Here is a 24,085-nt window from a genome sequence, read left to right as displayed (position 1 = left end):
GCGGGGCCTCTCAGTGCGTACCACCTACGGGTCTACTCGTACTGCTCCTCCCAAATGTGCAGCCCGTCCTTGGTCTCCACGCACTCCTGCGCGACACCCGGTCCGATGACCTCCGACAGTCCATATATGTCGACCGCGTCGATCGCGAACCGCTCTTCGATCTCCTGCCGCATCGGCTCCGTCCAGGGCTCGGCGCCGAAGATCCCCACGCGCAGGGAGGTGCCGCGCGGATCGACGCCCTGCCGCTCGAACTCGTCCAGCAGGGTGAGCATGTAGGACGGCGTCACCATGATCACTGCCGGCTTCAGGTCCTGGATCAGCTGCACCTGCCGGGCCGTCATGCCGCCGGAGGCGGGGATCACCGTACAGCCGAGCCGCTCGGCGCCGTAGTGGGCGCCCAGGCCGCCGGTGAACAGCCCGTAGCCGTAACCCACATGCACCGTGTCCCCTGGCCGCCCGCCCGCCGCGCGGATCGAACGGGCCACCATGTCCGCCCACATGGACAGGTCGCCCTCGGTGTAGCCGACCACCGTGGGGCGCCCGGTGGTCCCGCTGGAGGCGTGCAGTCGGCGGATCCGTTCGCGTGGCACGGCGAACATTCCGTACGGGTAGTTCTCCCGCAGGTCCGCCTTGGTGGTGAACGGGAACCAGGACAGGTCGGCGAGGGAGCGACAGTCGTCCGGGCGGACGCCTGCCGCGTCGAAGGACGCCCGGTAGAACGGCACATGGTCGTAGGCGTGCCGCAACGAGGACCGCAGCCGCTCCAGCTGAAGTGCCCGCAGCTCCTCCAGGCCGAACCGTTCCGCCGGGTCGAGCAGGTCCACCGCCTGAGCCATCAGGATTTCCCCTCGCTCCTCGCACCCATCATGCCGATGCGGGCGACCGATCATTCGGTCGCTTCCGCAGGCATCAGTAATCCAGCCCGACCCCGCCCGGGGCAAGGCCCCGGGCACACTTCTTCCGCGTGTCGGGGTGCCGTGAGAGGGGGAGCGGGGGCGGGAGGCCTCCGCTCAGCCGGTGGCGCCGGACACGCCGACGCTCCCGTCGTCGGGCTTTCCTCCCCGCGGCCCGTACGCCGTCATGAAGCGGTCGCGGAACTCGTCCATGCCCCAGCGCGGGGCGTCGGGGGCGGGCTTGAGGCCGTCGGTCCAGTTCCAGTCGGCCACCCGGTCCAGGACCTTCTCGTCGCGGGCGACGATCGTGATCGGCACATCCTTGCCGGTGTCGCCGGCGGTGACGGTCGGGACGGGCTGGTGGTCGCCGAGGAAGACCAGGACCGTGTCCTCGTCGCCGTACCGCTCCATCCACTCGATCAGGCTGCGCAGCGAGTACTCGATGGACTTGCGGTACTCGGTGCGTACCTTCTCCGGGTCCTGCCAGACCTCCGCGGGGTCGGTGCCCTCCTTCTTGATCTCGTGGAACACGGAGCCGTCGCCGAGGTCGTCCCAGTCGATCATGCGGGCGTTGGGGGACCACGGGTTGTGGCTGGAGGCGAGGATGATCTCCGCCATGATCGGCTGCCGGTCCTTCCTGCCGTGCTCCAGACGCTCGAAGGCCTCCATGGTGAACTGGTCGGGCACCGGCGTCCAGCTGAAGTACGGGCCCTGGTAGCCGAGGTGTTCGGAGTCGTAGATGTGGTCCAGGCCGAAGTACTTGCCCTCCGGCCACGCCCGCCGCACCCCGGGCACGATGCCGACGGTCCGCCAGTCACCGGTCTTGCGGAAGTAGTTGGTGAGGGTCATGCGGTCGCTGGTGGTGAGGCTGCGGTAGCGCTGCTGGTTCTTGATCCACAGGCCGGACAGGAAGGTGGAGTGGGCGAGCCAGCTGCCCGCGCCCGTCACCGGCGACCTGAGCCAGCCGCTGCGCGACTCGAAACCGGCGGCCTTCAGGGTGCCGGTGCCCTCCTGCAGTACCGCGTCGATCGGCTCCGCCATCGCCGGATCGTCGATCGCGACCCGGCCGTAGCTCTCGATGAAGGTGAACAGGACGTCCTTGCCGCGCAGCCCGGTGAACAACTGGTCCGGTGGAGTGCCGGCGAAGGCGTCGACGGCGGCCTCCTGCTCGAAGACCCGTGCGTCCCTGAGCCCCGCGCGCACCTGCTCCGCGCGGTTGCCCAGCATCTCCGCGGTGCCCTTGGTGGCGAGCGGGACGCCGGTGATCTGCACGCCCAGGGTGACACAGGTGATCCACACGACGCCGAGGACCAGAGTGGTACGGGCGGCTGCAGGACGGTGACGGACCATCAGGTTCGTGATCCGCACCGCCGCCAGCGTCATCAGCACCAGCAGGGCGACGAACAGGACGATCACACCGATCACGGCGAGGATCTGCCCGCTCCGGCCGAACGACTCCCGGACGAACTCGGCCGCGTCGTCGAACAGGATCCAGTCGAGCACCAGGTCGAACGGCCGGGCCAGCACCTGGTAGAACCCCATGTCCACCATTTTCAGGACGGTGAGCAGACCGAGCAGAGCGCCCGAGACCACCGCCGTGATCCGCCGGGGCCTCGGCGGCAGCGCGAGCAGCAGCGTCGCCAGCAGGACACCCTCGGCCGGGATGCGGAGGAACGCCTCGGGGGCCAGCCGCTCCACACGGTTCGGCACGAGGAGCGCGAACAGCAGCAGCGCTCCGGCCAGGACGGTCGTCCCTATGGTGACACCGCGGGCGGCGCGGGGGTGGTCGCGGCGCCAGCGGTCCCGTCGCGTGGATGCCGGGCCGTCGGGGGTCTCCTCGGAAGGCTCGGGCGTGTCGGCGGAGGAGACGGGGTGCTCCGGGGTTTCGGCCGGGCCGTCGTCCGGGTCCGCTCCGCTCTCGGTGGGGTCCGACAGCTGACGGGAGCGTGTGAAGAGCTGCACCCGGGGGTCCTTCCGTGCGGTACTGCGAGGGCATGGCACACCGGGCCCGTGAACGGGCCTGCCGCCACCAGTACGTTCACACGTCATCCCGCGTTCAATCGCGCGGCCCGAAGTGCGCGCCCGAAACACGCGATCCGAAGCCGTGGTGCGGAGCCTGCCCTCAGGAGCCTTCCGCCTCCTGACCCGCCCGCACCGCGCCCGTGCCGTGCCGAACCCGCGCCGCCCCCGCGGAAAGGCACCCCTGACATGACCTGTCGGCGGCCGGAACCGCTCGCTAGGCTGGCCGCGGACGACGGAAATCGGGAGGAGCACGGACGTGGCCGAAAGCACCACCCAGCAGCGACCGCTCACCGGCTGGGACAAGCCGGACCTGGACCTGAGCAACGCGCAGTGGCAGTCCAGCAGCCGAGGCCTGGGGGATGTCCAGATCGCCTTCGTGGAAGGCTTCATCGCCATGCGGAACAGTGGGCGCCCGCAGAGCCATTCCCTGATCTTCACCCCGGCCGAATGGGGCGCCTTCGTGTCCGGAGCCCGGGAGGGGGAGTTCGACCTGACGTGAGCAGGGCGGTCATGCCCCGGGGCGTACGCGCCGGGGCCTGCCGACCGGTGAGCGGAAGGCCGGCCGGACAGGTGTTGCCGCCGATCTTCTGGACACACGACCAGGGAGACTCTTCCGGGACCGGGCCCGAGCCGGGCCGGCCCCGGAAAGCGAGCGCCGTAGTCCGGAAGCGAGGAACCCCATGAGCACCCAGCCGGTTGTCGCGGCGGTCGACGGCTCGGACGACAGTCTGCGCGCCCTGGAGTGGGCCCTCGACGCCGCACACCGGCGCAAGGCCCCACTGCGGGTGGCGCATGTACGTCAGTACGCTCTCTGGGGGCGGCCCGACGCGGCGCCCGCCGGACTTCCCACGGCCGAGGACGACCCGGTCCTCGGTCTGGTCCGCGGCCGGCTGGAGGACCGGACCGACCTCCCCGCCGTCGACTTCGTCGCCCTGGACGGCGCCCCTGGTGCCGTTCTGCCCGAACTGGGGGCCATGGCACAACTGCTGGTGCTCGGCTCCCGAGGCCGCGGCGGTTTCACCAGCCTGCTGCTCGGCTCCAACTCCCTTGCCGCGGCCCGGGATGCCGAATGCCCCGTCGTCGTGGTTCCCCGGCCCGGCCGGGACACCGGCACGCCCGCCGAGGGTGCCGGGGCTGACGACGACCCCGGGGCCGCCGGGGCCGGTCCCGGGGTCGTCGTCGGCGTGAACGTCGACAGTCCCGACGAGGCCACCCTCGCCTTCGCCTTCCGCGAGGCCGCCCTGCGCGGTGCCGGGCTCGGCGTCCTGGCCGCCTACCCGTGGCCCCTGCAGACCTGGATGCTGCCGGGCGAGATGCCCGCGCCACAGATCGACCGGAGCGCCGTCGAGCACGAGACCCGCATCCTGGCCGACGGCTTCCTCGCCCCGCACCGCGAACGGCACCCCGAGGTCACCGCCGGGATCCGGGCGCTGCCCGGGGACGCCGCCGGGCACCTGGTCGCGGCCTCCGAGGGCGCCGGGCTGGTCGTCGTGGGACGCCACCGGCGACGTCTGCTGGCACCGGCCCGCATGACGGGCTCCGTCACCCAGGCCGTCCTGCTCCACGCGGCGAGCCCCGTCGCCGTGGTCCCCCCGGCGCCGGCGCCGCCGCAGGAGTAGCCCCGCAAAAAGCTGTGGGCCCTCCACGTGGCCGTCCACATGGCCGTCTCCCAGGGGCCCGCCCGTGGGGCCGACGACAACGGAGGGCCGGGCGGGCGTGGCGGACGTCGCCCGGCCGTCCGCCCGCGGGTCCGGGCACGTACCATGGCGGCATGTCGTTCCTCCGCCGCCGCAGCGCCACTCCCGCCGGGCCCGACTTCGACGTCCTGGCCATGGACCCGGGCGACTGGCCCGGAAATCTGGGCGCCGGACTGCTGCCCGCCCCCGACGGCACCTGCCAGGGCGTCTTCCTGCGCTACGACCTGTTCGGCGGCCGCGGCCCCGCGATGATCATCGGCAATCTGCCGGAGGGCTCCCCGGCCCGCGAGGTTCCCGAGGGCGAGGTCCCCTTCGAGGTCGGACAGTTGCTGCTGGCGCTGGAGAACGACGAGGAGGTGACCGTAGTCGGCACCGAGGAGGTGCCCGTGATGCAGGGCGACAATCTGCTCATCGTGCGCCGGGTGAAGCTCTCCGAGAGCCGGATCTCCTGCGTGCAGTTCGACCGCAGCGACAATGTGCTGGTCACCATCGCCGCCTGGGACCGCCCCATCACCGACGACCTGTACACCCTCCTCAAGCCGCTGCCCGCCGAACTGTTCCAGCAGGGCTGAGCGGCCCGGGCCGGCCCCGTTCCCCGACCGGGAGCGAGGGCCGGGAGCGAGGGCCGGAACCGAGCGTCGGGGACGGCCGCCGCTACATCGTTCTCACCGTCACGTCCGCCGCCCGCACGAACGCGACCCGGTGGCCGAACTGGATCTGGTGGTACAACTCCTTGCCCCGGACCACCTGGTGCGAGGACCGGTCGAAGGTCACCGCGTACAGGTACTCACCGGGTACCTTGCCCCCGGTGACGTACTGCTGGCCCTTTTGCAGCGTGTACGGCAGCGGGGACACGTCCTGGGCGGGCACCCCCTCCGGGTAGGCGGCCTTCTCCGGGTACGCGCGCCCGTACACCGGCACGGAGTCCAGGCCCTTCCTCGGGGTCACCACCCGGCCCGTGGCGGGCACCGCGGTGGGCTGCTGCTTCGGGTTCCTGAACCAGGCCTTCTGTCCCAGGTACCAGATCGCGGTCCAGTCGCCCCACCGGTCGGCAACCGCGTACTGCTGGCCGGTCGATACCCGTGAGGACAGGTCGTTCACCCCGGTCGTCGGGTTCGAACCCAGGCCGATGTCCCTGATCAGGGCGGACTGCTCGTCGTGGTCGGAGTACAGCCGTACCGCACTGGACCCGTGCACCGCGCACGGCTCGCCCGCGGTCTCGCAGCCCGTGAACACCGGGCCGTGGGTGGCGTAGGCGGGGCGGATCGTCACCAGGCCGCCGTTCTTCCCGGCCGTGGCCTCGAACGGACTGCCCAGCAGCTCGAAGTAGTGCGCCCAGTCCCAGTAGGGCCCGGGGTCCGTGTGCATGCCGGGCACGGTCGCCGCGGTCGTACCCGGCACGGTGTCGTGGCCGAGGATGTGCTGCCGGTCCAGAGGGATGTCGTACTTCTTGGCGAGATACCGCACCAGACGGGCCGAGGAACGGTACATCGCCTCGGTGTACCAGGCGTCCGGTTCCGACAGGAAGCCCTCGTGCTCCAGCCCGATCGACCCGGCGTTGACGTACCAGTTGCCTGCGTGCCAGGCCACGTCCTTCGCCTTCACATGCTGGGCGATGTGACCATCGGTCGAGCGCAGACTGTAGTGCCACGACACATAGGTGGGGTCCTGCACCATGGCGAGAACACCCTCCCAGGCGCCCTCGGTGTCATGAACGACGATGTACCGGATCGGCTGCGAGGCAGGACGGTCCGACAGGTCGTGGTTGCCGTAGTCGCCGTCCCCGAACTCCTCGTACGGCGCCGGGATCCACTCGCAGGACACCGTCGCGGGGCACTCCGGGACGGTGGCGGAGCCGGCGGACACGGTCCGCGGCCCGGTGCCGGGCAACGCCGACCGGTCCGGGGCGAGGCCCGGACGGGAGGCCAGGACGACCGGCTCTCCCGTGTCCGTGACCCGGTGCGCACCGGCGAGGATCACCCCGTATACCTCGTCCGCGTACGCCGCCGCCGAGGCGGTGTCGTCCGCGCCGGAGAAGCGGGCCACCGCGCCGTACCAGTCCGCCGGGTCCTCGCTCGGCGCCCGGCCGAGCTCTCGCTGGGCCTCGGCCAGCAGCGCGGCACCGCCCGCCACGTTCGCGGCCGGATCGTCGCGCAGCCGCTCGGCGCTCAGCCCGGTCAGCTCGGCCGCCCTCGGCAGGGTGGCCAGCCGGTCCGGGAGGGACCCGGTGCGCGGCGCACGGGCCTCCGGACGCAGCGCAGGCCGGGCGTCGTCACCCCGGGGGTCCTCCGTCCCCTCGTCGTGATGCGACGTCGCCACCAGCGCGGCGCGGGCGTCCGTGAGGTGCATCGGACCGTAGCCGCCGGTCACACTCGGTGCGCCGTCGTGCGTGTCCCAGCGGGACTGGAGGTAGGAGACGCCCAGCAGCACGCTCCGTGGCACCTCGTACGCGGCGGCCGCGGCGCCGAAAGCTTCCTGCAGCCGGGCCCCGTCGGCCGGGCCGGCATCCGGTGGGGCAGCGGACGGGGCCGCGCCGAGCAGCGGCAGCGTGAGCGCCGCCGCTGCCAGGGCGCCGGCCGTACGGCGGGCAGGGCGGGCACCGGCGACCGGCGCACGGCCGGGCCGGGTGGGGGATCTTCGCACCACGGTCTCCTGGGACGATCGGGCGGGACGGTCCGTACGAGCCACAGGGCCGTACGAGGGCCTTCGGTACGTCTGTGCTACCGGCTGGCCGATGATCCGTCAATCATGCCCAGGAGAGGTGCGATTCCCCTGTCACTCGGGGTCCACGGGACTTTCGTGGCGGCGGCCCGGAGACCTGCGGTACGTCAATGGCGTACACCGATGGCGCCGGGAACCGGCCGTGAAATTCAGGGAACGCGCCGGCACCGTGCCGAGACCCGCGGGGAACGCACCGGGACGTGCGAAGGCCCGCGGCGCCTCCTCACCGGGAAGCACCGCGGGCCTTCGCACGTTCCCACGGGGTCAGCGCGTGCCGACCGCCGCGCGCACGGCCTTGCGGGCCAGCTGACAGTCGTCGTGCAGCCGCCGCAGCAACAGCCGCTGCTCCTCACCGGACGGCAGCGCACCCGGCTGGGCCGAGCTCGGCACCACCGGGTGCGCATCATGCATCGAACGCTGCACGGCCGTCTCGTAGGTACGGATCTCACGCGTCAGCACCAGCATCAGGTTCACCAGGAACGCGTCACGTGAGGCATGGCCCGCCGACTGCGCGAGCTGGCTGATCTGCCGCCGCGCCGCCGGCGCGTCCCCGAGAACCGCCCACAGCGTCGCCAGGTCGTAACCCGGGAGGTACCAGCCCGCGTGCTCCCAGTCCACCAGCACTGGACCGGCCGGTGAGATCAGGATGTTGGAGAGCAGCGCGTCGCCGTGACAGAACTGGCCCATGCCCTGGCGCCCTGCCGCCTGCGCGATGCCGTGCAGCAGCTTCTGCAGATCCCCCATGTCCCGGTCGGTGAGCAGCCCCAGCTCGTGATAGCGGGCGAGCCGTGCCGCGTAGTCCAGCGGGGCGTCGAACGTACCGGCGGGCGGGCGCCATGTGTTCAGCCGGCAGATCGCGCCGAGCGCGGCCCTGATGTCCGCCCGTGGTGGTGCCTCCACCGGGTGCCGCTGCAGTGCCGCCACCCGGCCGGGCATCCGCTCGATCACCAGGGTGCAGTTGTCCGGGTCCGCCGCGATCAGCCGGGGTGCCCGCGCGGGCGGGCGATGCCGGACGAACGAGCGGTAGACCGCTATCTCGTGCCGGAACCGCTCGGACCAGGCGGGCGAGTGATCCGTTAAGCACTTGGCCACCGCGGTGCTCCGGCCGGTCGTACCGACCAGGAGAACGGACCGGCCGTTGCGGCGCAGTACCTGCACCGGCGAGAACTCCGGACAGATGCGGTGCACCGACGCGATCGCCGAGCGCAACTGGGCGCCCTGGGGGCCGGACAGGTCGAGCCGGCCGCTGAGCTGCTGGGGGCCGGAGCCCGGGGCGCGCCGTGCCTTGCCCGCAACGGGCACGGGGGCCGCCTGGCGAGCGGGGGCGAGGTAGGGGCCGCTGTCCGCCGGGCGCGGACGGAGCGGCCGGGGCGGGGCGGACACGGAGGACGATGCTGCGTACATGGGTGATACAGATCCCTTCGTGTGCCTGTGACGTCAGCGCACCACACGGCCCGGTCGCCCAGGCGCATCCTGGGGAATACCCCGGCCGTGACCGGGTCGTGGTGGCGCATTCCTACTCGACACCCGATGACCCCTGGCACACCATCTGGCGCACCCTGGCGAACCCTGGCGAATAGTCGCCCGGCACCTTTCACCCGGTTACTGTCAACTCAGCCGAGAACCTGGGGGCTTGACGTGAGCGGACAACCCAACACCCGGCTCTCGGACCTGTTCGGCCTGGCCGGCTGGTCCAAGGGCGAACTCGCGAGGCTGGTCAACCGGCAGGCGGCGGCCATGGGCCACCCCCAGCTGGCGACCGACACCTCCCGGGTGCGGCGCTGGATCGACATGGGAGAGATCCCGCGCGATCCCGTCCCGCGGGTGCTGGCGGCCCTGTTCACCGAGCGTCTCGGCCGTGTCGTGACCATCGAGGATCTCGGTCTGGTCCGGCACGGGCGTACGGGGAAACGGCCACGCGGCGGGAGTACGGAACATCCCGACGGAGTGCCGTGGGCGCCCGAGCGGACAGCCGAGGTCCTCACCGAATTCACGGGAATGGACCTCATGCTCAACCGACGCGGCTTGGTGGGCGCGGGCGCCGCGCTCGCCGCGGGATCCGCACTCACCGGTGCCATGCACGACTGGCTGCACACGGATCCCGCCCTGACCACCGATGCTTCCCGACCCGACCATCCGCCGCACGCCGACTCCGCCGGGTACGACCGGTACGAGGCCGCCCCCATCGGGTCCCAGGAGATCGAGGAACTCGAGCGCTCCGTGGAGGTGTTCCGTGCCTGGGACGCCGCCCGGGGCGGCGGCCTCCAGCGCAAGGCGGTGGTCGGCCAGCTCAACGAGGTGGGCGGCATGCTCGCCTACCACCACCCACCTCATCACCAGCGGCGCCTGTGGGGCGTCGCCGCCAACCTCGCCGTCCTCGCCGGGTGGATGTCGCACGACGTCGGCCTGGAACCCACGGCGCAGAAGTACTTCGTCATCGCCGCGCACGCCGCCCGGGAGGGCGGTGACCGGCCGCGCGCGGGGGAGGCGCTGTCCCGCGCAGCCCGGCAGATGGTCCACCTGAGCCGGCCCGACGATGCCCTGGATCTGCTGAAACTCGCCCACTCGGGCTCGGGCGAGGAGGCCCTGCCGCGCACCCGGGCGATGTTCCACACCATTGAGGCCTGGGCACAGGCGTCCATGGGCAAGGGGCAGGCGATGCGCCGCACCCTGGGCCGGGCAGAGGACCTGTTCGTCTCCGACCGGGGGCCGGACCAGGAGCCGCCGGACTGGATGCAGACCTTCAAGGACGAGGATCTGTACGGCATGCACGCCCTGGCCTACCGCACGCTGGCCGAGTTCGAGCCCGCCGCGGCGGTGCACGCCCAGCACTACGCGGAGAAGGCGCTGTCCCTGCGTCTCGACGGCCGGGAGCGGTCGAAGATCTTCGACCATCTCTCCATGGCTTCGGCCTGCTTCATCGCCGACGACCCGGAACAGGCCGACCGGTATGCGCGTCTCGCGCTGATGTCGATGGGGTCCAACTCCTCGCGCCGCACCTGGGACCGGCTGCGCGAGATGTACCGGCTCACCGCCGAGTACTCCTCGTATCCCAGGATCCAGGAACTGCGGGAGGAGATCAGGGCGGCCCTGCCCAGGCCCAGGGGAAAGGGAGGCAGCGCACGGGCGTAGCGGGGCCGGGGGAGTACGAGAACGCCGGGGGAGCGCGTGCGCTTCATCGCGAGGCCCGTTGTGCTTCTCGTACGAGGCCGCCGACGCCGGATCAGAGGCTCAGGAGCCTTACGAGGCCACCCGGGCGACGAGCACGCAGGCGTCGTCCTCGCGTTCCCTGTCGCCGAATTCCCGCAGGACGGCCAGCAGACACTCCTGTGCGGTACGGCTTTTTGTGAACTGCGGGGCCAGGCCGGCCAGTCGGTGGACGGATGCGGCCCCGGTCCGCCCGGGCACCAGCCCGTCGGTGTGCAGCAGCAGCAGGTCGCCGGCCTCGAGGGTCTCCTCGGCCTGCCCGTAGGAGGCAGTCGGGCCGGCGCCCAGCAGGACGCCGGCCGGGGCATCCAGCGAGCGCCCCGTTCCGCCGCGGAACAGCAGGGGGACGGGGTGTCCGGCCTGCGCCCACACCAGGGAGCGCGTCTCGGGCCGGTAGCGAAGGCAGAGGCCACTGCCGAGGGCGGGCTGCCCGGTGGCGTCCAGTAACCGGTTGAGGCAGGTCATCAGAGGTCCGGGTTCGGTGCCGGACATCGCCATGCCCCGCATGGCGCCGAGCAGCATCGCCATGCCCGAGGCCACGCCGACGCCCTGTCCGGTCAGCTCGCCGACACTGAGCAGGGTGGTGCCGTCGGACAGTTCGAGGGCGTCGTACCACTCTCCGCCGGTCGCCTCATCCGTCGCCGACGGGAGGTGCCGGGCGGCGACGTCCAGGGCCCGGGGCCCTCTTCGCGGGAGCCGCAGGGAGCCGCGCCACGCCGGCAGCACGGCTTCCTGCAGCTCGACCGCGAGCCGGTGCTCGGTCCGCGCCGCGTCCTGTCCCTGGTGGTGCAGCGAGTCACGGGTCTCGCTGACCGCCCGTCGGCACCGGCGCAGTTCGCTGACGTCCCGCAGCACGGCCCACATCGAGGTGGTGCTGCCGTCGGCCCCGAGGACCGGTTCGCCCATCATGTGCACGGTCCGGACACTGCCGCCCGGGCGTATCAGCCGGAACTCACCGTCGATGGGCCGGGCGTCGACGAGACAGCCCGTGACCATTGCCGTGAGCCTCGGCCGGTCCTCGTCGTGCACCAGCGACGGCAGCTCGTCGAGGGTGAGCGGCGGAGCGGCCGGGTCGCGGTCCAGGATGCGGTACAGCTCCCCGGACCAACTGGCCTCGTCCGTCAGCAGGTTCCACTCGGCACTGCCGACCCGGCTGAGCAGGGCGCCCTGCCTCGGCGTGGACTGCGCGGACGACGTGGCGGGCGCGGGCCCGGCCGGGCCGGCAGGAGCAGCCGGCCCGGGTACGGGCAGCGGGCCGTCCCGCAGCTGGGCCAGGTACTCGTCCAGGTCGTTGAGCTGGTGCAGTGCCAGGTCGTACAGTGCGCGCTGCCAGCGGTCCCGCGGGTCCGAGGCGTCCGCCGGGGTGCCGCGCCGTACGGCGTCCACGTCGCCTTTGAGCCGCCGGGTCTGCGAGATGAGCGCGTCGACCGGGCCGCGTCCTGGCGGCTGGGCTGTTGAGCGGTCCGCGGAGAGGTGGGGCGGCATGACGCACTCCGATGTGGGACGGTTCGGGCCAGAGTCGGATGGAGGGACCGTTACGACTGTTGCACAGCCCGCCACGCCCTGTAAGGGATTCGGCAAGACACCTGAAGGCCATGTCCATGGCATATGCCACCGTCTTCGCGGAGTTACTCGAGGGTATGCACCGGGCGTCGATGTGACGGGTCAAATCCCTTGGGGTGTAAGCGACTTGAGGAGGATCGCGGTCGGCTTCACGCGCACGCGCACATGTTCGACGAATAGGTGCGTGTTCGCGGAAGTGATCCGTACCGTCCTCGTCCGGGGTGCCCGACCGGATTCCGGCCGGGCACCCCGGACGGGGCGGTGCGGATCGCGAGAGGGCGCGGCAACCCCTGGGGGCCTGCCTGCTCCGCCTGCCTGCTCCGCCTGCCTCAGTACCGCAGTACGCCCGCGATCCGGGCAGCGTCCCCGAGGGCGCCGTCCGGGACGAAGCGGACCTCGGCGCCCGTTTCCAGGCACTGCTCGACCAGCTCGTCCACGATGTCCTCACGGGCGTCCAGGTCGCCGGACTCGGCGGCGACCAGATGCTCGCCCGCGTCGCGCACCGTCGCCCGGAAGTTCTCCTCGACGGCCAGCAGCTGGACCCGCCCCTCCCGGGTGTTCTGCCACAGCTCGTCGACCCCGGCCGCGAACCTCTTGCGCCCGCGGGCCGTCTCCAGGGCCCGGCGGACGTCCTCGGTGCTCTTGCGGGCCTCGCTCTCGAGCACGGGGCGCAGGGCCTGCCACACCGCCTCGGGCGTGCCGTGCGCGAGACCACCGTGCTGGACGCGCACCGCGTCCCGGGTCATGTCGCCGGCCTCGCCCAGCAGGGACAGCGCGGCCGGCTCCCCGGTGACGTACAGCCGCCGCGGATGCTCACGCAGGATCGCGCCCATCGCGGTGTCGGTCTCGCGCAGGAACCGGCGGGTGCCCTCGTCCCGGAAGGCGCTCGGCTGATCGCCGACCTGCTCCACGCGCTCGGGGTCGAAGTTCTCCACGGTGCGGGTCAGCGGGAAACCGCCGGCGTGCTCCTCGGTGACCCGGTCCGTGCCGCCGTTCCACAGCGTGGCCCGGTCCGGGGAGACGGACAGCACCCAGAAGGGGCGCTCCGCCGTGTGGGCGGAAACCAGGTTGCGGGTGAGGAAGGTGTCCGAGAGCACCACGCGCTCCGGTACCGACCGGGCGAGCGACCACACCTGGTGCTCTCCCGGAGCGGCGAAGATGACCAGGCCGTCCTCGGCATGCGTCAGGTCGACCTCGGCCAGGGCCCGGTCGAGCTGCAGCTCCACTTCTCCACGCCGGTCCCGGGTGACCGCGGGATCGGCCTCCAGCTGTTTCCTGGCCTCGGCCACCACATTGCGCAGCCGGACCGGATCCTGTGCGTTGAGAGGCTCGCGCCGGTGTGTCGGCGTCAGCACCGACACCGCGGGGTAGGGGCGCGGGCGGCGAAGCTCGGCAAGGGTTGCGGGACTCAGATCGTGCTCCATGACAGCACCATAGAACCGAATCGCGGATCGGGCATTTGGGGCATTCGTTGCGTCGCCCGGATGCGGGCTCATGGGCGGGTGCCGTCCTCGGCGCCGCAGGAGCTGCCGCTGGGCGGCAGGGTGCCGTAGAGGAGGAAGTCGTCGATCGCGCGGTGGACGCAGTCGGACGATCCGTAGCCGGTGTGGCCCTCGGCCCGGTTGTCCAGCACCACTGCCGACGGGCCGAGCCGTTCGGCCGTCTCCACCGTCCACCGGTACGGCGTGGCCGGGTCGCCCCGGGTGCCGACCAGCAGCATTTTCGGAGTGTCGACGTCCTCGACCTTCTCGCGGATGAAGTCGGTCCCCTTGGGACGGCCGTGACACATCAGCACCTGGGCGAGCCGGTGGCGGCCGAAGACCGGGGAGGCCTCCTCGTAGGCGCCGCGCAGCCGGCCGAGGTCCCGGACCACCTGCTCGGCGGCCGGACGGTCGGGATCGTCCGCGCAGTTCACCGCCATCAGCGCGGCCGGCAGGTTGTCCAGCGGCACCTCCTCCTCGTCGACGAGCGGATCGTCGGCGCGAAGCGGCAGGGGGAGTGTCACCCCGCCGGTGGCGAAGGCCTCCACCCCACGGGTGTCCCCGTCCTCCATCAGCTCCGCGAGTGCCCGTTGCAGCAAGGGCCACAGTTCCCTGCTGTAGAGGCCCTGGCCCAGAGCGCCCGCGAGGTCCTGTCCGGTGAACGCGGAGCCGAAATCGGTCGGCACGGGGTTCTCGTCGAGCGAGTCGACCAGCTTCACCGCCAACTTCCTTGCCTTGCGCGGGTCCTGGCCGAACGGGCAGGCGATGTCCTCGGTGCACCAGGTCAGGAAGTGCTCGAGCGCGGTCTGCTGGCCGCGTACGCTCGCCAGCCCTTGCTCGGCCAGTGGTTCGGTCAGCGTGTCCACGCCGTCCAGCACCAGTCGGCCCACCTTCTCGGGGAACTGGGCCGCGTACACCGCGGCCAGCCGGGTCCCGTAGGAGAAGCCCAGGTAGTTGAGCTTCTCGTCGCCGAGGACCTGCCGCATGACGTCCAGGTCCCGTGCGACGTTCACGGTGCCGATGTGCGGCAGGACCGGACCCGAGTGTTCGGCGCACTCGTCGGCCACCTCGCGCAGCTGGGCCAGCGTTTCCCGCGGATCGGACATGCCCTCGCCGCCGGTGGCCTCCAGCGCCTGACCCGTGGCCTCCGTGCCGCAGCTGACCGGTGAGGAACGGCCGACACCGCGCGGGTCGAAGGACACCACGTCGTACTTGTCGGTGAGGCCCATGAACTCCTTGCCGCCGTGGGCGAGTCCGAGGACGCCCGAACCGCCCGGCCCGCCGAAGTTCAGCACCACCGAGCCGCGGGGGTCCCCCGTGCCGCGGTAGCGGGCGAGGGCCAGTTGGAGGGTGCCCCTGCCGGGTTCGGCGTAGTCGACCGGGACGGTGATCTTCCCGCACTGCAGGTCCTCGGGCAGGTCCGCGCCCTCGCACGCCGACCACTTGATCCTCTGGTCGTAGAACCGGTCGAGGCCGGGGCCGGGGCCCTCGGCGGCGGCCGCCGGGAGAGCTGCGCCCAGCAGGGCCAGTCCGACCGTCCCGGTGACCGCGCAGCGCCGGACCGGGAGTCGCACGGAGAGCTTGGCCAGCATCGATGCCTCCAGGGGCGCCCCACAGCGGACCGGGAACCGGCGCCCTCGATCACGATACGGGGACCCCACCGGCCCCGCCTCCCGGCCGGACGGAACCCTGTCGTGCCCGGCCGAACCGGCGCCCGAGCCGGTCGAACCGCCCCGCGCCCTCCCCACCCCGGGACCCGAGGCGCACGCCGCCGCACCGGCCGCACCCGTCGGCTCGAAGGCCCTCGCCGAAACGGGCGCGGACCGGACCCTCCCGGTCCTCGCCACCGGAGTGACGCTCTTTCTCGGCGGGGTCGCCCTGTACCGCCGCTCCCGCCCGGGAGCGGGCACGGGCGCGCAGGCCTGAGGCGGGCGGGGCAGGGTCCCTTGGAGCGGCGACGTCCCGCGCCGGGTCAGCCGCCCGCGCGGTGGAACCTGTGGTGCAACTGCCGCACGGCCTCCGTCAGCCCGGGGACGGGCCCGTCCACGGTCACGCCGGGGGCGACCTCGCTCACGGGCAGCGTCCGCACCGGCGGCGCGGGCACGCCCAGCTCGGTGAGCCAGGACGCCAGCTGGGCGGAGGAGGCGACGTACACGATCCGGCCGAGGCCCACCCAGGCGTGCGCGGCGGCGCACATCGGGCAGTGCTCGCCGGAGGTGTACACAGTGGCGGCGGCCCGCTCGCCGGGCGTCATCCGGGCCGCCGCCCAGCGCGCCAGCTCGAACTCGGGGTGCCGGGTCCGGTCCCCGGAGGCCACCCGGTTGTGGTCCTCGGCGAGTACGGTGCCGTCACCGGCCACCAGGACCGAACCGAACGGCTCGTCCCCGGCCTCGAGCGCTTCGGTGGCCAGCTCCACGCAGCGGCGCAGATGGGGCAGTTCGGTGTCCTTCACGACCATGGGCGCGGCCTTTCTCGCGGGGGTGGGTCGACGGCAACCATATGCGCGGGCGTCGGGTGGACGCGATGCCGAATCCCGTTGCCCGGTTGGGTGGGCCTGTGCTGGGGTGTGCCGTATGGATCACGCCGCGGTACTTGGCCTGTTCGACCGTGAAATGCGTGAAGGCGCGCGGCCGGACGGCCCCGACGCCCGCGTCGAACGCATCGGCCCGGTGGTGCGCCAGACCGCCCCGCGGCACGGCTGGAACGGCGTCGTCTGGTCCGGCCTGGGCGGGGCGGCGGAGACGGGGGAGCGGCACGAGGGCGGCCCGGACCCGCGCGGGACGGACGCGGACGTGGTGATCGCCGCGCAGATCGCGTACTTCACCGGACTGAACCGCGAGTTCGAGTGGAAGCTGTACGGCCATGATCTGCCCGCGGACCTCGGGCAGCGGCTTGTGGCGGCGGGGTTCACGCCCGGCCCCGAGGAGACGCTGATGATCGGCGAGATCTCCGAACTGCGCCTTGACACCGAGCCCCCCGAGGGCGTCCGGATCGTGCCCGTCACCGACCGGGCGGGCGTCGACCTGGTGGTCGACGTGAGCGAGAAGGCGTTCCGGGCCGACGCTTCCTGGCTGCGGCACCAGCTGCTCGACCGACTCACCGCGGCGCCCGACACCGTGGTGGCCCTGGTGGCCCTGGCCGGCTGGGAGCCGGTGAGCGAGGCCCGGATGGAACTCGTGCCCGGTACCCGGTTCGCCGGTCTGTGGGGTGGGGGCACCGTCGATGCCTGGAGGGGCAGAGGCATCTACCGCACGCTGGTGGCCCACCGGGCACGGGTCGCCGCCGAGCGCGGCTACCGCTACCTCCAGGTCGACGCCTCCGGCCGGAGCCGCCCGATCCTGGAACGCCTCGGCTTCGCCCCGCTCACCACGACGACTCCTCACGTCCACGTCCCGTAGCATCGGCCACCAGCAGCATCCCGCCCAGGCCCGCCACCCGTTGGGAGAAGCCCGCGTGTCCGTGTCCTCCGTCAGCTTCGCCGTGATGTCGACAGGCGCCGTGGCCACCGTGGCGGGCGCTCTCCTGTACGTCCTTCCGGGACCCGGCTTTCCGGTCCTCGCCCTGGGGCTGACGCTCATGGTTGCCGGGGCTGCGGTACGGATCAGCGGCCGTCGTCGTCGATCCTGAGATTCCTTCGAGGATTACCGCAGCTCACAGTGTTGCGCTGCCTTCAGATCAACTGAATCGTCGCTGAGGAGTCCGCCCCGATCGCCTCGTAGGCGCTCCGGCGATCGGAGAGATGAACGGGTCCGGTGGGGAGACGCTCTCGGCGTGTGCCCCCACCGGATCCGTTCCGGGCTGTTCTCCGTGTGCGCCCTGAGGCGCCGGACCTCTCGCGTCAGCGGCGCACCTTCACCCGGTCCAGCGCGGCCACGCCGAACGCGGCGAGGCCGATCTGGATGAGCCACTCGACCCAGTCGACGCCCTTGGTGTCGGCCACCCCGAACGCCGAGGCGATCGCCGAGCCGATGAGCGCGGCGACGATGCCGACGAGGATCGTCCACAGAACGCCGATGCGCTGGCGGCCCGGGACCACGAGCCGGCCCAGGACGCCGATGACTATGCCGATGATGATGGCACTGATGATGCCGCCGATCTCCATCTCGCCCCTCCTTGTCAAACCTCCGCTGCAGCGCTTGTGCCCGCGGTCGGCCGGGACAGTCCCTCGCGGCCCGGCCTTTCCCGGTCCGGACAAGGGAAAGCCGGTCCGCGGGGGACGCGGACCGGCCTGCGCTCGAGGGCTTCCTTCCCGGGGTGCCCCCTACCTCGAGGTGCTCCTGGACGCCGTGCCGACGCACATGATGCCGAGCAGCAGGGTCAGGGCGCCGATGATGATGTTGTTCCAGATGACACCCGCGTCCGGATTGGTGCCGACGATCCACGGGGACACGATCATCCACACGCCGAGGGCGCACATGGCTCCGCTGAGGCCGTACATGCGCGCCGGCGCGGCGGTGAAGCCGAGGGCGAGCAGACCGATCGCGATGCCGACGATCAGGTTGTGCGGCACGAGTGAGGGCTGGCTGGTCGTGTAGTGGAGTATCCAGGGGGACACCGCACAGTAGAGGCCGAGCAGGAAGACCGGCCCGTCCACCAGGACCACATCACGACCGCCGAGCACACGGTCGTACCGTGCCTGCATTTCTGGGGCATCGGGGTGGCTCGTGATGTCACCGCGGGAATGCGAGACGTTGGCCATGAGTCGTCTCCTTTGACTAGCAGGCCTGACCGCTTCTGGGGCGGTATGCGGCAAGCGTCGCTTTGAGTCATTCTGCTCTTATTTTTCCTTTATGTGTAGAGGTCGGAGTGGAGAGTCGACCCCGAACCGTCCCGTCCCCCTCCGCCCCGCGGGCCCGGCCGATACCGCCGCTCGGTCGCCGGGCCCGGCGCACGAAGGTGTCGTGCAGGGCGCGGACTGCCAGTGGTACAGCTTCCGACCTACGCCTTCGCAGCATGAGCAGCACCCGCACCCGGTCACCCGCCAGTGGCCGGCACACGATCGCGCCCTGCCGCTCCAGCGGATCCCCGACGACACTGAACTCCGGCAGCACCGTCACGCCGAGCCCTTCGGCGACCATCAGCTTGCCCATCTCCGCACCGTCGGTGGAGTACGCGAACGCCGGCGAGCGGCCCTCCAGGAGCCGGTGCACATAGCGGTGCATCACATAGCCCGAGCGCATCGCGATCAGAGGCTCGGTGAGCAGCTCGTCCGTCGACACCTCCGCCCGTGCCGCCAGCGGGCTGTCCGCCCGCAGGCACACCACGGGCCGACCGCGCAGCAGCTCGACGGACTCGAACTCGGCCGGCATGTCGTCGCCCTCCAGATGGTTCACCAGCCCGAGATCGAAACCGCCCTCCAGCAGCGTCCGGTGAATGTCCGACTGCTGCGCGCCGACCACCTCGACCTGGGTGAGCGGATACTCGGTCCGGAACTCCCGCACGACCGGCATCAGCAGGGACACGGTCGCCGCGTTGACCGTGCCGACGCGCACCATCCGCCGGATGCGGTGCTGTTCGCCCGCTGCCGCGCGCAGCCGGTCCACCGCGTCCAGGATGTCGACGATGTGGGGCAGCAACTCCTGCCCCGCCGCGCTCATCGTCGCTCCGGAGCGCTTGCGTTCCAGGAGATCGACGCCCAGTTCGCGTTCCAGATTCCGTACGGTCTCACTCAACGCGGGTTGAGAGAGCCGCAGTTCCTCCGCCGCCCGGCGCATCGAACCCAGCCGGGTCACGGCCGCGATGTATTCCAGCTGTTCCGTCCGCATGGCGACAGAATGGGGGCGCATTCCCGGCCTGTTCAAGGTTTTTCCTGTCACATGTTCGTGAAATTCAATGGTCCGTCATGCGGGAACGGTCGGGTTTTCCTTGACGGTGGCGACCGAGGGCTGCCACGATCGACGGCATGACGAAGCGACTGGACCTCACGCGGCGACGCCACGTCGACCTCGCGCGCGTTTCCAGCGCCTCCTGTCGCGTCGCGGCCTGATCCACCCGGTCCGCCGCCCGTTCCGCACGTTGCAGCCGCATTCGGTGCCCTCGCGTGTGCTCTTTCCCCGCACCGTCTGAACTCCGCGCACTTTCGCGCTGAGTGAATTCGGCACGCTCGCACACCTGTCTCGCACCCCTGACTTGCACACCTCCGCATTTCGCAACAGGAGTTCCGCATGCCCGCAGATCCCGTGAAATTCGCCTACTGGGTCCCCAATGTCAGCGGCGGCCTGGTCACCAGCACCATCGAGCAACGCACCGACTGGGGATACGAGTACAACCGGGAACTCGCTGTCCTCGCCGAGAACAACGGCTTCGACTACGCCCTCAGCCAGGTGCGTTACATGGCCGGCTACGGTGCCGAATACCAGCACGAGTCCACCGGTTTCAGCCTCGCTCTGCTGCTGGCCACCGAGCGCCTGAAAGTGATTTCCGCCGTCCACCCCGGGCTCTGGCACCCGGGTGTCCTCGCCAAGTTCGGCGCGACCGCCGACCACCTGTCGAACGGCCGCTTCGCGGTCAACGTGGTCAGCGGCTGGTTCAAAGGCGAGTTCACCGCCCTCGGTGAGCCCTGGCTGGAGCACGACGAACGCTACCGCCGCTCCGAGGAGTTCATCCGCGCCCTGCGTACCATCTGGACCGAGGATCACGCCGAACTCGCCGGTGACTTCTACCGGTTGCGCGACTTCTCACTCAAGCCCAAGCCACTGAACACACCGGAGCGTCCGCACCCGGAGATTTTCCAGGGCGGCAACTCCACCGCCGCCCGCGCCATGGCCGGCCGGGTCTCCGACTGGTACTTCTCCAACGGCCGGAACCGCGACGGGGTCGTCGAACAGATCACGGACGTCCACCGGGCCGCCGCCCTGGCCGGGCGCAGGCCGCCGAAGTTCGGCCTCAACGGATTCCTCATCGCCCGCGACACCGAGGCCGAGGCCCGCGACACCCTCCGGGAGATCGTCGCCAAGGCCGATTCCGAGGCCGTCGAGGGCTTCGGTGCCGCCGTCAAGCAGGCCGGCAGGTCCACGGCCGACGGCAAGGGCATGTGGCAGGACTCCACATTCGAGGACCTGGTCCAGTACAACGACGGCTTCCGCACCGGGCTGATCGGCACCCCGGAGCAGATCGCCGAGCGAATCGTCGCCTACAAGCGGCTCGGCGTGGACCTCCTTCTCCTCGGCTTCCTGCACTACCACGAGGAGGTCGAGTACTTCGGCCGCCGCGTCCTGCCCCTGGTGCGCGAACTGGAGGCGGCCCTTCCCGACGCCACCGGTCCCGTGCCCGTACGCATCTGACAGCCCCCACCCACGCCACCCACGAACACCGTCACGAACACGCCGACGAGAAAGGCCGAACCGATGAGCACCGCCACACCCACCGACTGGCAGGTCCGCCCCGCTCCGCGCACCGCCGAGGACTGGATCGCCCGCGCCGCGACCGTCGCCGCCGTCCTCGCCACGGACGCCGCCGCCCGCGACCGTGCGGGCGCCACTCCGTACGAGGAGGTGCGGCTGCTGAAGGACTCCGGCCTCGTCACCCTGCTCGGTCCGGTCGAGCACGGTGGTGGAGGGCAGAACTGGATCACCGCCTACCGGGTGATCAGGGAGATCGCCAAGGCCGACGGTTCCCTCGGCCAGCTCCTGGGCTACCACTACCTGTGGAACTGGGCGGCCCGGCTGGTCGGCACCCGTGAGCAGTGGGAGCACGTGGAGGCGGAGGCCGCCCGGAACCGCTGGTTCTTCGGTGGCGCCGTCAATCCGCGCGACCGGGACGTCGTGGTCACCGAGGACGGCGACGACCTGGTCTTCACCGGTCGCAAGTCCTTCTCCACCGGCAGCAGGGTCTCCGACGTCACCGTTCTGGAGGGCGTCCTGGAGGGGACCGACCAGCACGTCTTCGCGATCGTGCCCTCGGACAGCGCGGGACTGACCTTCCACGACGACTGGGACAACATCGGCCAGCGGCTCACCGAGAGCGGCAGTGTCACCATCGACGGGGTCCGCACATCCTGGTCGTCCGCGGCCGGATACGTCGACAAGGAGTTCCGGCCGCGCGTCTACAACACCCTCAACGTCCCCACCATCCAGCTGGTCTTCGTCAGCTTCTACCTCGGCATCGCGGCCGGCGCGCTGGAGACGGCGGCCACCTACACCCGTACCAGGACCCGGCCCTGGCTGCACGGCGGCCATGACCGTGCGGTCGACGAGCCGTACGTCGTCGACACGTACGGCGACCTCACCGCGAAGCTGTGGGCGGTGGAGGCCCTGGCGGACGCCGTCGCCGCCGAGGGACAGAGGCTGCACGACGACCCCGACGCGGTCACGGAGCAGGCGCGCGGCGACTTCGAGGTGAGGGTGGCCGCGGTCAAGGCCCGCGCCACCGATACCGCCCTGGAGATCGCGAGCCGCGTCTTCGAGGTGACCGGCGCCCGCTCCACCACCACGGCCGAAGGGCTCGACCGGTTCTGGCGCGACATCCGCACCCACACGCTGCACGACCCGGTCGCCTACAAGCGCCGGGAGGTCGGACGCTGGGTCCTCGAGGGCGAACTGCCCGAACCCACCTGGTACTCCTGACGCCCCGGGGCGCCCGCCGGCCGCAGGCGCCCCGCTCCTCCGGCCTCCGCGCCTCTTGGCCCCCGGGTCTCCCGAAAGCCTCACGGAGCCTGCGTGAGCCCTGAGCCCTGAGCCCTGAGCCCTGAGCCCTGAGTCCTTCCGAATCCCGAGCCTCCCGAAAGGGGAGCCATGGCCACCGTCCTGTCCGTTTCCGGCAGTCCCTCCGCCTCCTCCCGTACCAACAGGCTGCTGCGCCACCTGGACCAGCGGCTGACCGCGCAGGGGCACGAGGTGATCCCGCTCGACGTGCGCAGCCTCCCCGCCGAGGCGCTGCTCGGCGCGGACTTCCGCCATCCGGCCGTCGTCGAGGCCGCCGGACTGTTCGCCCGTGCCGACGGCGTGGTCGTCGGCACTCCCGTCTACAAGGCGTCGTACTCCGGTGTCCTCAAGGCGCTCCTCGACCTGCTGCCGCAGTACGCGCTGACCGGCAAGACGGTGCTGCCGCTGGCCACCGGCGGCAGCACCGCCCACGTCCTGGCCATCGACTACGCTCTGCGCCCGGTCCTGAACTCCATGGGCGCGGCCCACATCGTGCAGGGCTGGTTCACCCTCGACAAGGACATCGCCGTGCACGAGGACGGCTCGCTGGCCGTCGCCCAGGGCGCGGCCGAGGCCCTCGCCCAGGTGGTCGACCAGTTCTCGGCGGCCCTGCGCCCCGCCACCCCGGCGACGCTGGCGGTCGCGAGTTGAGCGGGGGCGCCGCACACGTCATCGCCGACGACGTGGAAGCGCTCGCCGTCGCCGCCGCCCTGGCCGAGGAGTTCCGCGCGGAGGCCTCCGCGCGCGACGCCGAACGCCGGCTGCCGCGCGCGGAGGTGGACCGGCTCGCCTCGTCCGGTCTGCTCGCCGTCACCGTCCCGGCCGAGTACGGCGGGGCGGACGTGAGCCAGGAGACCCTGGCGGAGATCTTCCGGCTGCTGGCCGCGGCCGACGCCAGCCTCTCCCAGATCCCGCAGAGCCACTTCGTCTACGTCAATGTGATCCGCCGTCAGGGAACCGACAAGCAGCGCGCGTTCTTCTTCACGGAGCTGCTCGCGGGCCGCCGCCTCGGCAACGCCCAGTCCGAGGCGGGCACCCGGCACGTCCAGGACATCCGCACCCGCCTGGAGCCCCGGCCGGACGGTTCGTACGTCCTCAAGGGCGTCAAGCACTACGCCACCGGAGCCCTCTTCGCCGACTGGATCCCCGTTCTGGCCCGCGCCGAGGACGACAACCTGCACGTCGCCTTCGTCCCGCGGGACGCTCCGGGCCTCACCGTGATCGACGACTGGGACGGCATGGGGCAGCGGACCACGGCCAGCGGCACCGTGCGCCTGGACGGTGTCCCGGTGGCGGCCGGCCATCTCTTCCCGCACCATCTCACCTTCCGTGGCCCTCAACTGCACGGAACAACTGCCCAGTTGCTGCACGCCGCGATCGACGCGGGGATCGCCGGGGGAGCGCTGGCGGAGGCCGCCGAGTTCGTCCGGACGAAGAGCCGCCCCTGGTTCGAGAGCGGCTTCGACGCCGCGGCCGACGACCCCCTGCTCGTCCAGCGGTTCGGTGAACTCGCGATCCGTGTAAGGGCGTCGGAGGCGTTACTGCGGGAGGCCGCCCGCTCCGTGGACACCGCCCGCGCCGCTCTCACCGACGCCTCGGCCGCCGAGGCGTCCATCGCGGTGGCCGCCGCGAAGGCGCACGCCGCCGACACCGCGGTCGAGGTGGCCGGCGCTCTCTTCGAGGTCGCCGGCACCCGCGCGACCCTCAACTCCTCGAACCTGCACCGGCACTGGCGTGACGCTCGCACCCACACCCTGCACGACCCGGTGCGCTGGAAGATCCATCACATCGGCCGGTACGTGCTGAGCGGAACGCTGCCGCCCCGCCACGGCCTGCTCTGACGAACGCATCTGATCGGA

Annotated in this window: 22 protein-coding genes and 1 pseudogene; 12 read left to right on the top strand and 11 right to left on the bottom strand. The window is 71.6% G+C overall.

Features of this window, described 5'->3' with window-relative positions; all coding sequences use genetic code 11:
- Positions 1-38: 38 nt before the first annotated feature.
- Positions 39-836 (bottom strand): annotated as a pseudogene (locus tag ACFYQA_RS17210) (AMP-binding protein); the annotation flags it as partial.
- A gap of 174 nt (positions 837-1,010) precedes the next feature.
- Complete coding sequence (locus ACFYQA_RS17205) at positions 1,011-2,855, bottom strand: sulfatase (protein WP_388917866.1); 1,845 nt, start codon at positions 2,853-2,855, stop codon at positions 1,011-1,013.
- 316 nt (positions 2,856-3,171) lie between these two features.
- Here ACFYQA_RS17205 and ACFYQA_RS17200 point away from each other — a divergent pair, with 316 nt between their 5' ends.
- The 3 genes from ACFYQA_RS17200 to ACFYQA_RS17190 all read left to right on the top strand — a co-directional run bounded on the left by ACFYQA_RS17200 (position 3,172) and on the right by ACFYQA_RS17190 (position 5,184).
- The gene (locus ACFYQA_RS17200; RefSeq protein ID WP_332425356.1) at positions 3,172-3,414 is read left to right on the top strand and encodes a DUF397 domain-containing protein; all 243 of its coding nucleotides are present in this window, start codon (positions 3,172-3,174) and stop codon (positions 3,412-3,414) included.
- A 181-nt stretch (positions 3,415-3,595) separates the two neighbouring features.
- Entirely contained in the window at positions 3,596-4,534 is a 939-nt protein-coding gene (locus ACFYQA_RS17195) for a universal stress protein (protein ID WP_388917863.1), read from the top strand.
- A gap of 152 nt (positions 4,535-4,686) precedes the next feature.
- Positions 4,687-5,184, top strand: coding sequence for a hypothetical protein (locus ACFYQA_RS17190; RefSeq protein ID WP_388917860.1), 498 nt, complete (start codon positions 4,687-4,689; stop codon positions 5,182-5,184).
- A gap of 82 nt (positions 5,185-5,266) precedes the next feature.
- Here the strand turns inward: ACFYQA_RS17190 and ACFYQA_RS17185 are convergent, their stop codons facing one another.
- Together ACFYQA_RS17185 and ACFYQA_RS17180 are read right to left on the bottom strand one after the other, a co-directional pair.
- The gene (locus ACFYQA_RS17185) at positions 5,267-7,255 is read right to left on the bottom strand and encodes an N-acetylmuramoyl-L-alanine amidase (protein ID WP_388917857.1); all 1,989 of its coding nucleotides are present in this window, start codon (positions 7,253-7,255) and stop codon (positions 5,267-5,269) included.
- A 342-nt stretch (positions 7,256-7,597) separates the two neighbouring features.
- A complete protein-coding gene (locus tag ACFYQA_RS17180; protein ID WP_388917854.1) occupies positions 7,598-8,737 on the bottom strand; it encodes an aminoglycoside phosphotransferase family protein in 1,140 nt (379 codons plus the stop codon).
- Between the two features lie 234 nt (positions 8,738-8,971).
- On the opposite strand from ACFYQA_RS17180, the gene ACFYQA_RS17175 reads away from it, so the two are divergent.
- On the top strand, positions 8,972-10,465 hold the full coding sequence (locus ACFYQA_RS17175; protein ID WP_388917851.1) for a hypothetical protein: 1,494 nt from the start codon (positions 8,972-8,974) through the stop codon (positions 10,463-10,465).
- Positions 10,466-10,573: 108 nt separating this feature from the next.
- Here ACFYQA_RS17175 and ACFYQA_RS17170 read toward each other — a convergent pair whose 3' ends face one another.
- The 3 genes from ACFYQA_RS17170 to ACFYQA_RS17160 form a co-directional block, all read right to left on the bottom strand.
- Complete coding sequence (locus ACFYQA_RS17170; protein WP_388917848.1) at positions 10,574-12,025, bottom strand: PP2C family protein-serine/threonine phosphatase; 1,452 nt, start codon at positions 12,023-12,025, stop codon at positions 10,574-10,576.
- A gap of 407 nt (positions 12,026-12,432) precedes the next feature.
- Complete coding sequence (locus ACFYQA_RS17165; RefSeq protein ID WP_388917845.1) at positions 12,433-13,527, bottom strand: chemotaxis protein; 1,095 nt, start codon at positions 13,525-13,527, stop codon at positions 12,433-12,435.
- A gap of 68 nt (positions 13,528-13,595) precedes the next feature.
- A complete protein-coding gene (locus tag ACFYQA_RS17160) occupies positions 13,596-15,176 on the bottom strand; it encodes an alpha/beta fold hydrolase (protein WP_388917842.1) in 1,581 nt (526 codons plus the stop codon).
- Between ACFYQA_RS17160 and ACFYQA_RS17155 the strand changes: the two genes are divergently transcribed.
- Positions 15,166-15,510 (top strand): hypothetical protein, encoded by a 345-nt coding sequence (locus tag ACFYQA_RS17155; RefSeq protein ID WP_388917840.1) that lies wholly within the window; start codon positions 15,166-15,168, stop codon positions 15,508-15,510. The two genes, ACFYQA_RS17160 and ACFYQA_RS17155, sit on opposite strands and share 11 nt — an antisense overlap.
- Positions 15,511-15,556: 46 nt before the next feature.
- Here the strand turns inward: ACFYQA_RS17155 and ACFYQA_RS17150 are convergent, their stop codons facing one another.
- Positions 15,557-16,042 carry a nucleoside deaminase gene (locus ACFYQA_RS17150; RefSeq protein ID WP_388917837.1) on the bottom strand — a complete coding sequence of 162 codons (486 nt, stop codon included), beginning with the start codon at positions 16,040-16,042 and terminating at the stop codon, positions 15,557-15,559.
- 115 nt (positions 16,043-16,157) lie between these two features.
- Here ACFYQA_RS17150 and ACFYQA_RS17145 point away from each other — a divergent pair, with 115 nt between their 5' ends.
- Both ACFYQA_RS17145 and ACFYQA_RS17140 read left to right on the top strand, forming a co-directional pair.
- Complete coding sequence (locus ACFYQA_RS17145; RefSeq protein WP_388917834.1) at positions 16,158-16,982, top strand: GNAT family N-acetyltransferase; 825 nt, start codon at positions 16,158-16,160, stop codon at positions 16,980-16,982.
- A gap of 55 nt (positions 16,983-17,037) precedes the next feature.
- Complete coding sequence (locus ACFYQA_RS17140) at positions 17,038-17,211, top strand: hypothetical protein (protein WP_388917831.1); 174 nt, start codon at positions 17,038-17,040, stop codon at positions 17,209-17,211.
- A 211-nt stretch (positions 17,212-17,422) separates the two neighbouring features.
- Here ACFYQA_RS17140 and ACFYQA_RS17135 read toward each other — a convergent pair whose 3' ends face one another.
- The 3 genes from ACFYQA_RS17135 to ACFYQA_RS17125 all read right to left on the bottom strand — a co-directional run bounded on the left by ACFYQA_RS17135 (position 17,423) and on the right by ACFYQA_RS17125 (position 19,349).
- Positions 17,423-17,686, bottom strand: a complete 264-nt coding sequence (locus ACFYQA_RS17135) for a GlsB/YeaQ/YmgE family stress response membrane protein (RefSeq protein ID WP_388917828.1) — start codon at positions 17,684-17,686, stop codon at positions 17,423-17,425.
- 159 nt (positions 17,687-17,845) lie between these two features.
- Positions 17,846-18,283 (bottom strand): SPW repeat protein, encoded by a 438-nt coding sequence (locus ACFYQA_RS17130; protein WP_388917825.1) that lies wholly within the window; start codon positions 18,281-18,283, stop codon positions 17,846-17,848.
- Between the two features lie 67 nt (positions 18,284-18,350).
- Positions 18,351-19,349, bottom strand: coding sequence for a LysR family transcriptional regulator (locus ACFYQA_RS17125; protein WP_388917823.1), 999 nt, complete (start codon positions 19,347-19,349; stop codon positions 18,351-18,353).
- Positions 19,350-19,486: 137 nt separating this feature from the next.
- Between ACFYQA_RS17125 and ACFYQA_RS17120 the strand changes: the two genes are divergently transcribed.
- The 5 genes from ACFYQA_RS17120 to ACFYQA_RS17100 all read left to right on the top strand — a co-directional run bounded on the left by ACFYQA_RS17120 (position 19,487) and on the right by ACFYQA_RS17100 (position 24,067).
- Positions 19,487-19,570, top strand: a complete 84-nt coding sequence (locus ACFYQA_RS17120) for a putative leader peptide (RefSeq protein ID WP_350851021.1) — start codon at positions 19,487-19,489, stop codon at positions 19,568-19,570.
- Between the two features lie 178 nt (positions 19,571-19,748).
- A complete protein-coding gene (sfnG, locus tag ACFYQA_RS17115) occupies positions 19,749-20,867 on the top strand; it encodes a dimethylsulfone monooxygenase SfnG (RefSeq protein WP_388917820.1) in 1,119 nt (372 codons plus the stop codon).
- Positions 20,868-20,930: 63 nt separating this feature from the next.
- Positions 20,931-22,148: an acyl-CoA dehydrogenase family protein gene (locus tag ACFYQA_RS17110; RefSeq protein ID WP_388917817.1), complete on the top strand. Its 1,218-nt coding sequence runs from the start codon at positions 20,931-20,933 to the stop codon at positions 22,146-22,148.
- Between the two features lie 168 nt (positions 22,149-22,316).
- Entirely contained in the window at positions 22,317-22,877 is a 561-nt protein-coding gene (ssuE, locus tag ACFYQA_RS17105) for an NADPH-dependent FMN reductase (RefSeq protein WP_388917814.1), read from the top strand.
- Positions 22,874-24,067, top strand: a complete 1,194-nt coding sequence (locus ACFYQA_RS17100; protein ID WP_388917811.1) for an SfnB family sulfur acquisition oxidoreductase — start codon at positions 22,874-22,876, stop codon at positions 24,065-24,067. The genes ssuE and ACFYQA_RS17100 overlap by 4 nt, the downstream gene beginning before the upstream one ends.
- Positions 24,068-24,085 lie beyond the last annotated feature (18 nt).

The sequence above is a fragment of the Streptomyces sp. NPDC005774 genome, from assembly GCF_042871645.1.
In the GTDB taxonomy this organism is placed as follows: Bacteria; Actinomycetota; Actinomycetes; order Streptomycetales; family Streptomycetaceae; genus Streptomyces; species Streptomyces pratens.
The sequence above is the reverse complement of the archived record's forward strand: the minus strand, read 5'-3'. Positions and strand labels throughout refer to the sequence as shown.

Excerpts from the sequence above, each read along its gene's own strand:
- ACFYQA_RS17145 (WP_388917834.1), top strand. The coding sequence starts at position 16,158 with ATGGATCACGCCGCGGTACTTGGCCTGTTCGACCGTGAAATGCGTGAA.
- ssuE (WP_388917814.1), top strand. The coding sequence starts at position 22,317 with ATGGCCACCGTCCTGTCCGTTTCCGGCAGTCCCTCCGCCTCCTCCCGT.
- ACFYQA_RS17190 (WP_388917860.1), top strand. The coding sequence starts at position 4,687 with ATGTCGTTCCTCCGCCGCCGCAGCGCCACTCCCGCCGGGCCCGACTTC.
- ACFYQA_RS17165 (WP_388917845.1), bottom strand. The coding sequence starts at position 13,527 with ATGGAGCACGATCTGAGTCCCGCAACCCTTGCCGAGCTTCGCCGCCCG.
- ACFYQA_RS17180 (WP_388917854.1), bottom strand. The coding sequence starts at position 8,737 with ATGTACGCAGCATCGTCCTCCGTGTCCGCCCCGCCCCGGCCGCTCCGT.
- ACFYQA_RS17150 (WP_388917837.1), bottom strand. The coding sequence starts at position 16,042 with ATGGTCGTGAAGGACACCGAACTGCCCCATCTGCGCCGCTGCGTGGAG.
- ACFYQA_RS17135 (WP_388917828.1), bottom strand. The coding sequence starts at position 17,686 with ATGGAGATCGGCGGCATCATCAGTGCCATCATCATCGGCATAGTCATC.
- ACFYQA_RS17125 (WP_388917823.1), bottom strand. The coding sequence starts at position 19,349 with ATGCGGACGGAACAGCTGGAATACATCGCGGCCGTGACCCGGCTGGGT.
- ACFYQA_RS17130 (WP_388917825.1), bottom strand. The coding sequence starts at position 18,283 with ATGGCCAACGTCTCGCATTCCCGCGGTGACATCACGAGCCACCCCGAT.
- ACFYQA_RS17195 (WP_388917863.1), top strand. The coding sequence starts at position 3,596 with ATGAGCACCCAGCCGGTTGTCGCGGCGGTCGACGGCTCGGACGACAGT.
- ACFYQA_RS17170 (WP_388917848.1), bottom strand. The coding sequence starts at position 12,025 with ATGCCGCCCCACCTCTCCGCGGACCGCTCAACAGCCCAGCCGCCAGGA.
- ACFYQA_RS17110 (WP_388917817.1), top strand. The coding sequence starts at position 20,931 with ATGAGCACCGCCACACCCACCGACTGGCAGGTCCGCCCCGCTCCGCGC.
- sfnG (WP_388917820.1), top strand. The coding sequence starts at position 19,749 with ATGCCCGCAGATCCCGTGAAATTCGCCTACTGGGTCCCCAATGTCAGC.
- ACFYQA_RS17120 (WP_350851021.1), top strand. The coding sequence starts at position 19,487 with ATGACGAAGCGACTGGACCTCACGCGGCGACGCCACGTCGACCTCGCG.
- ACFYQA_RS17160 (WP_388917842.1), bottom strand. The coding sequence starts at position 15,176 with ATGCTGGCCAAGCTCTCCGTGCGACTCCCGGTCCGGCGCTGCGCGGTC.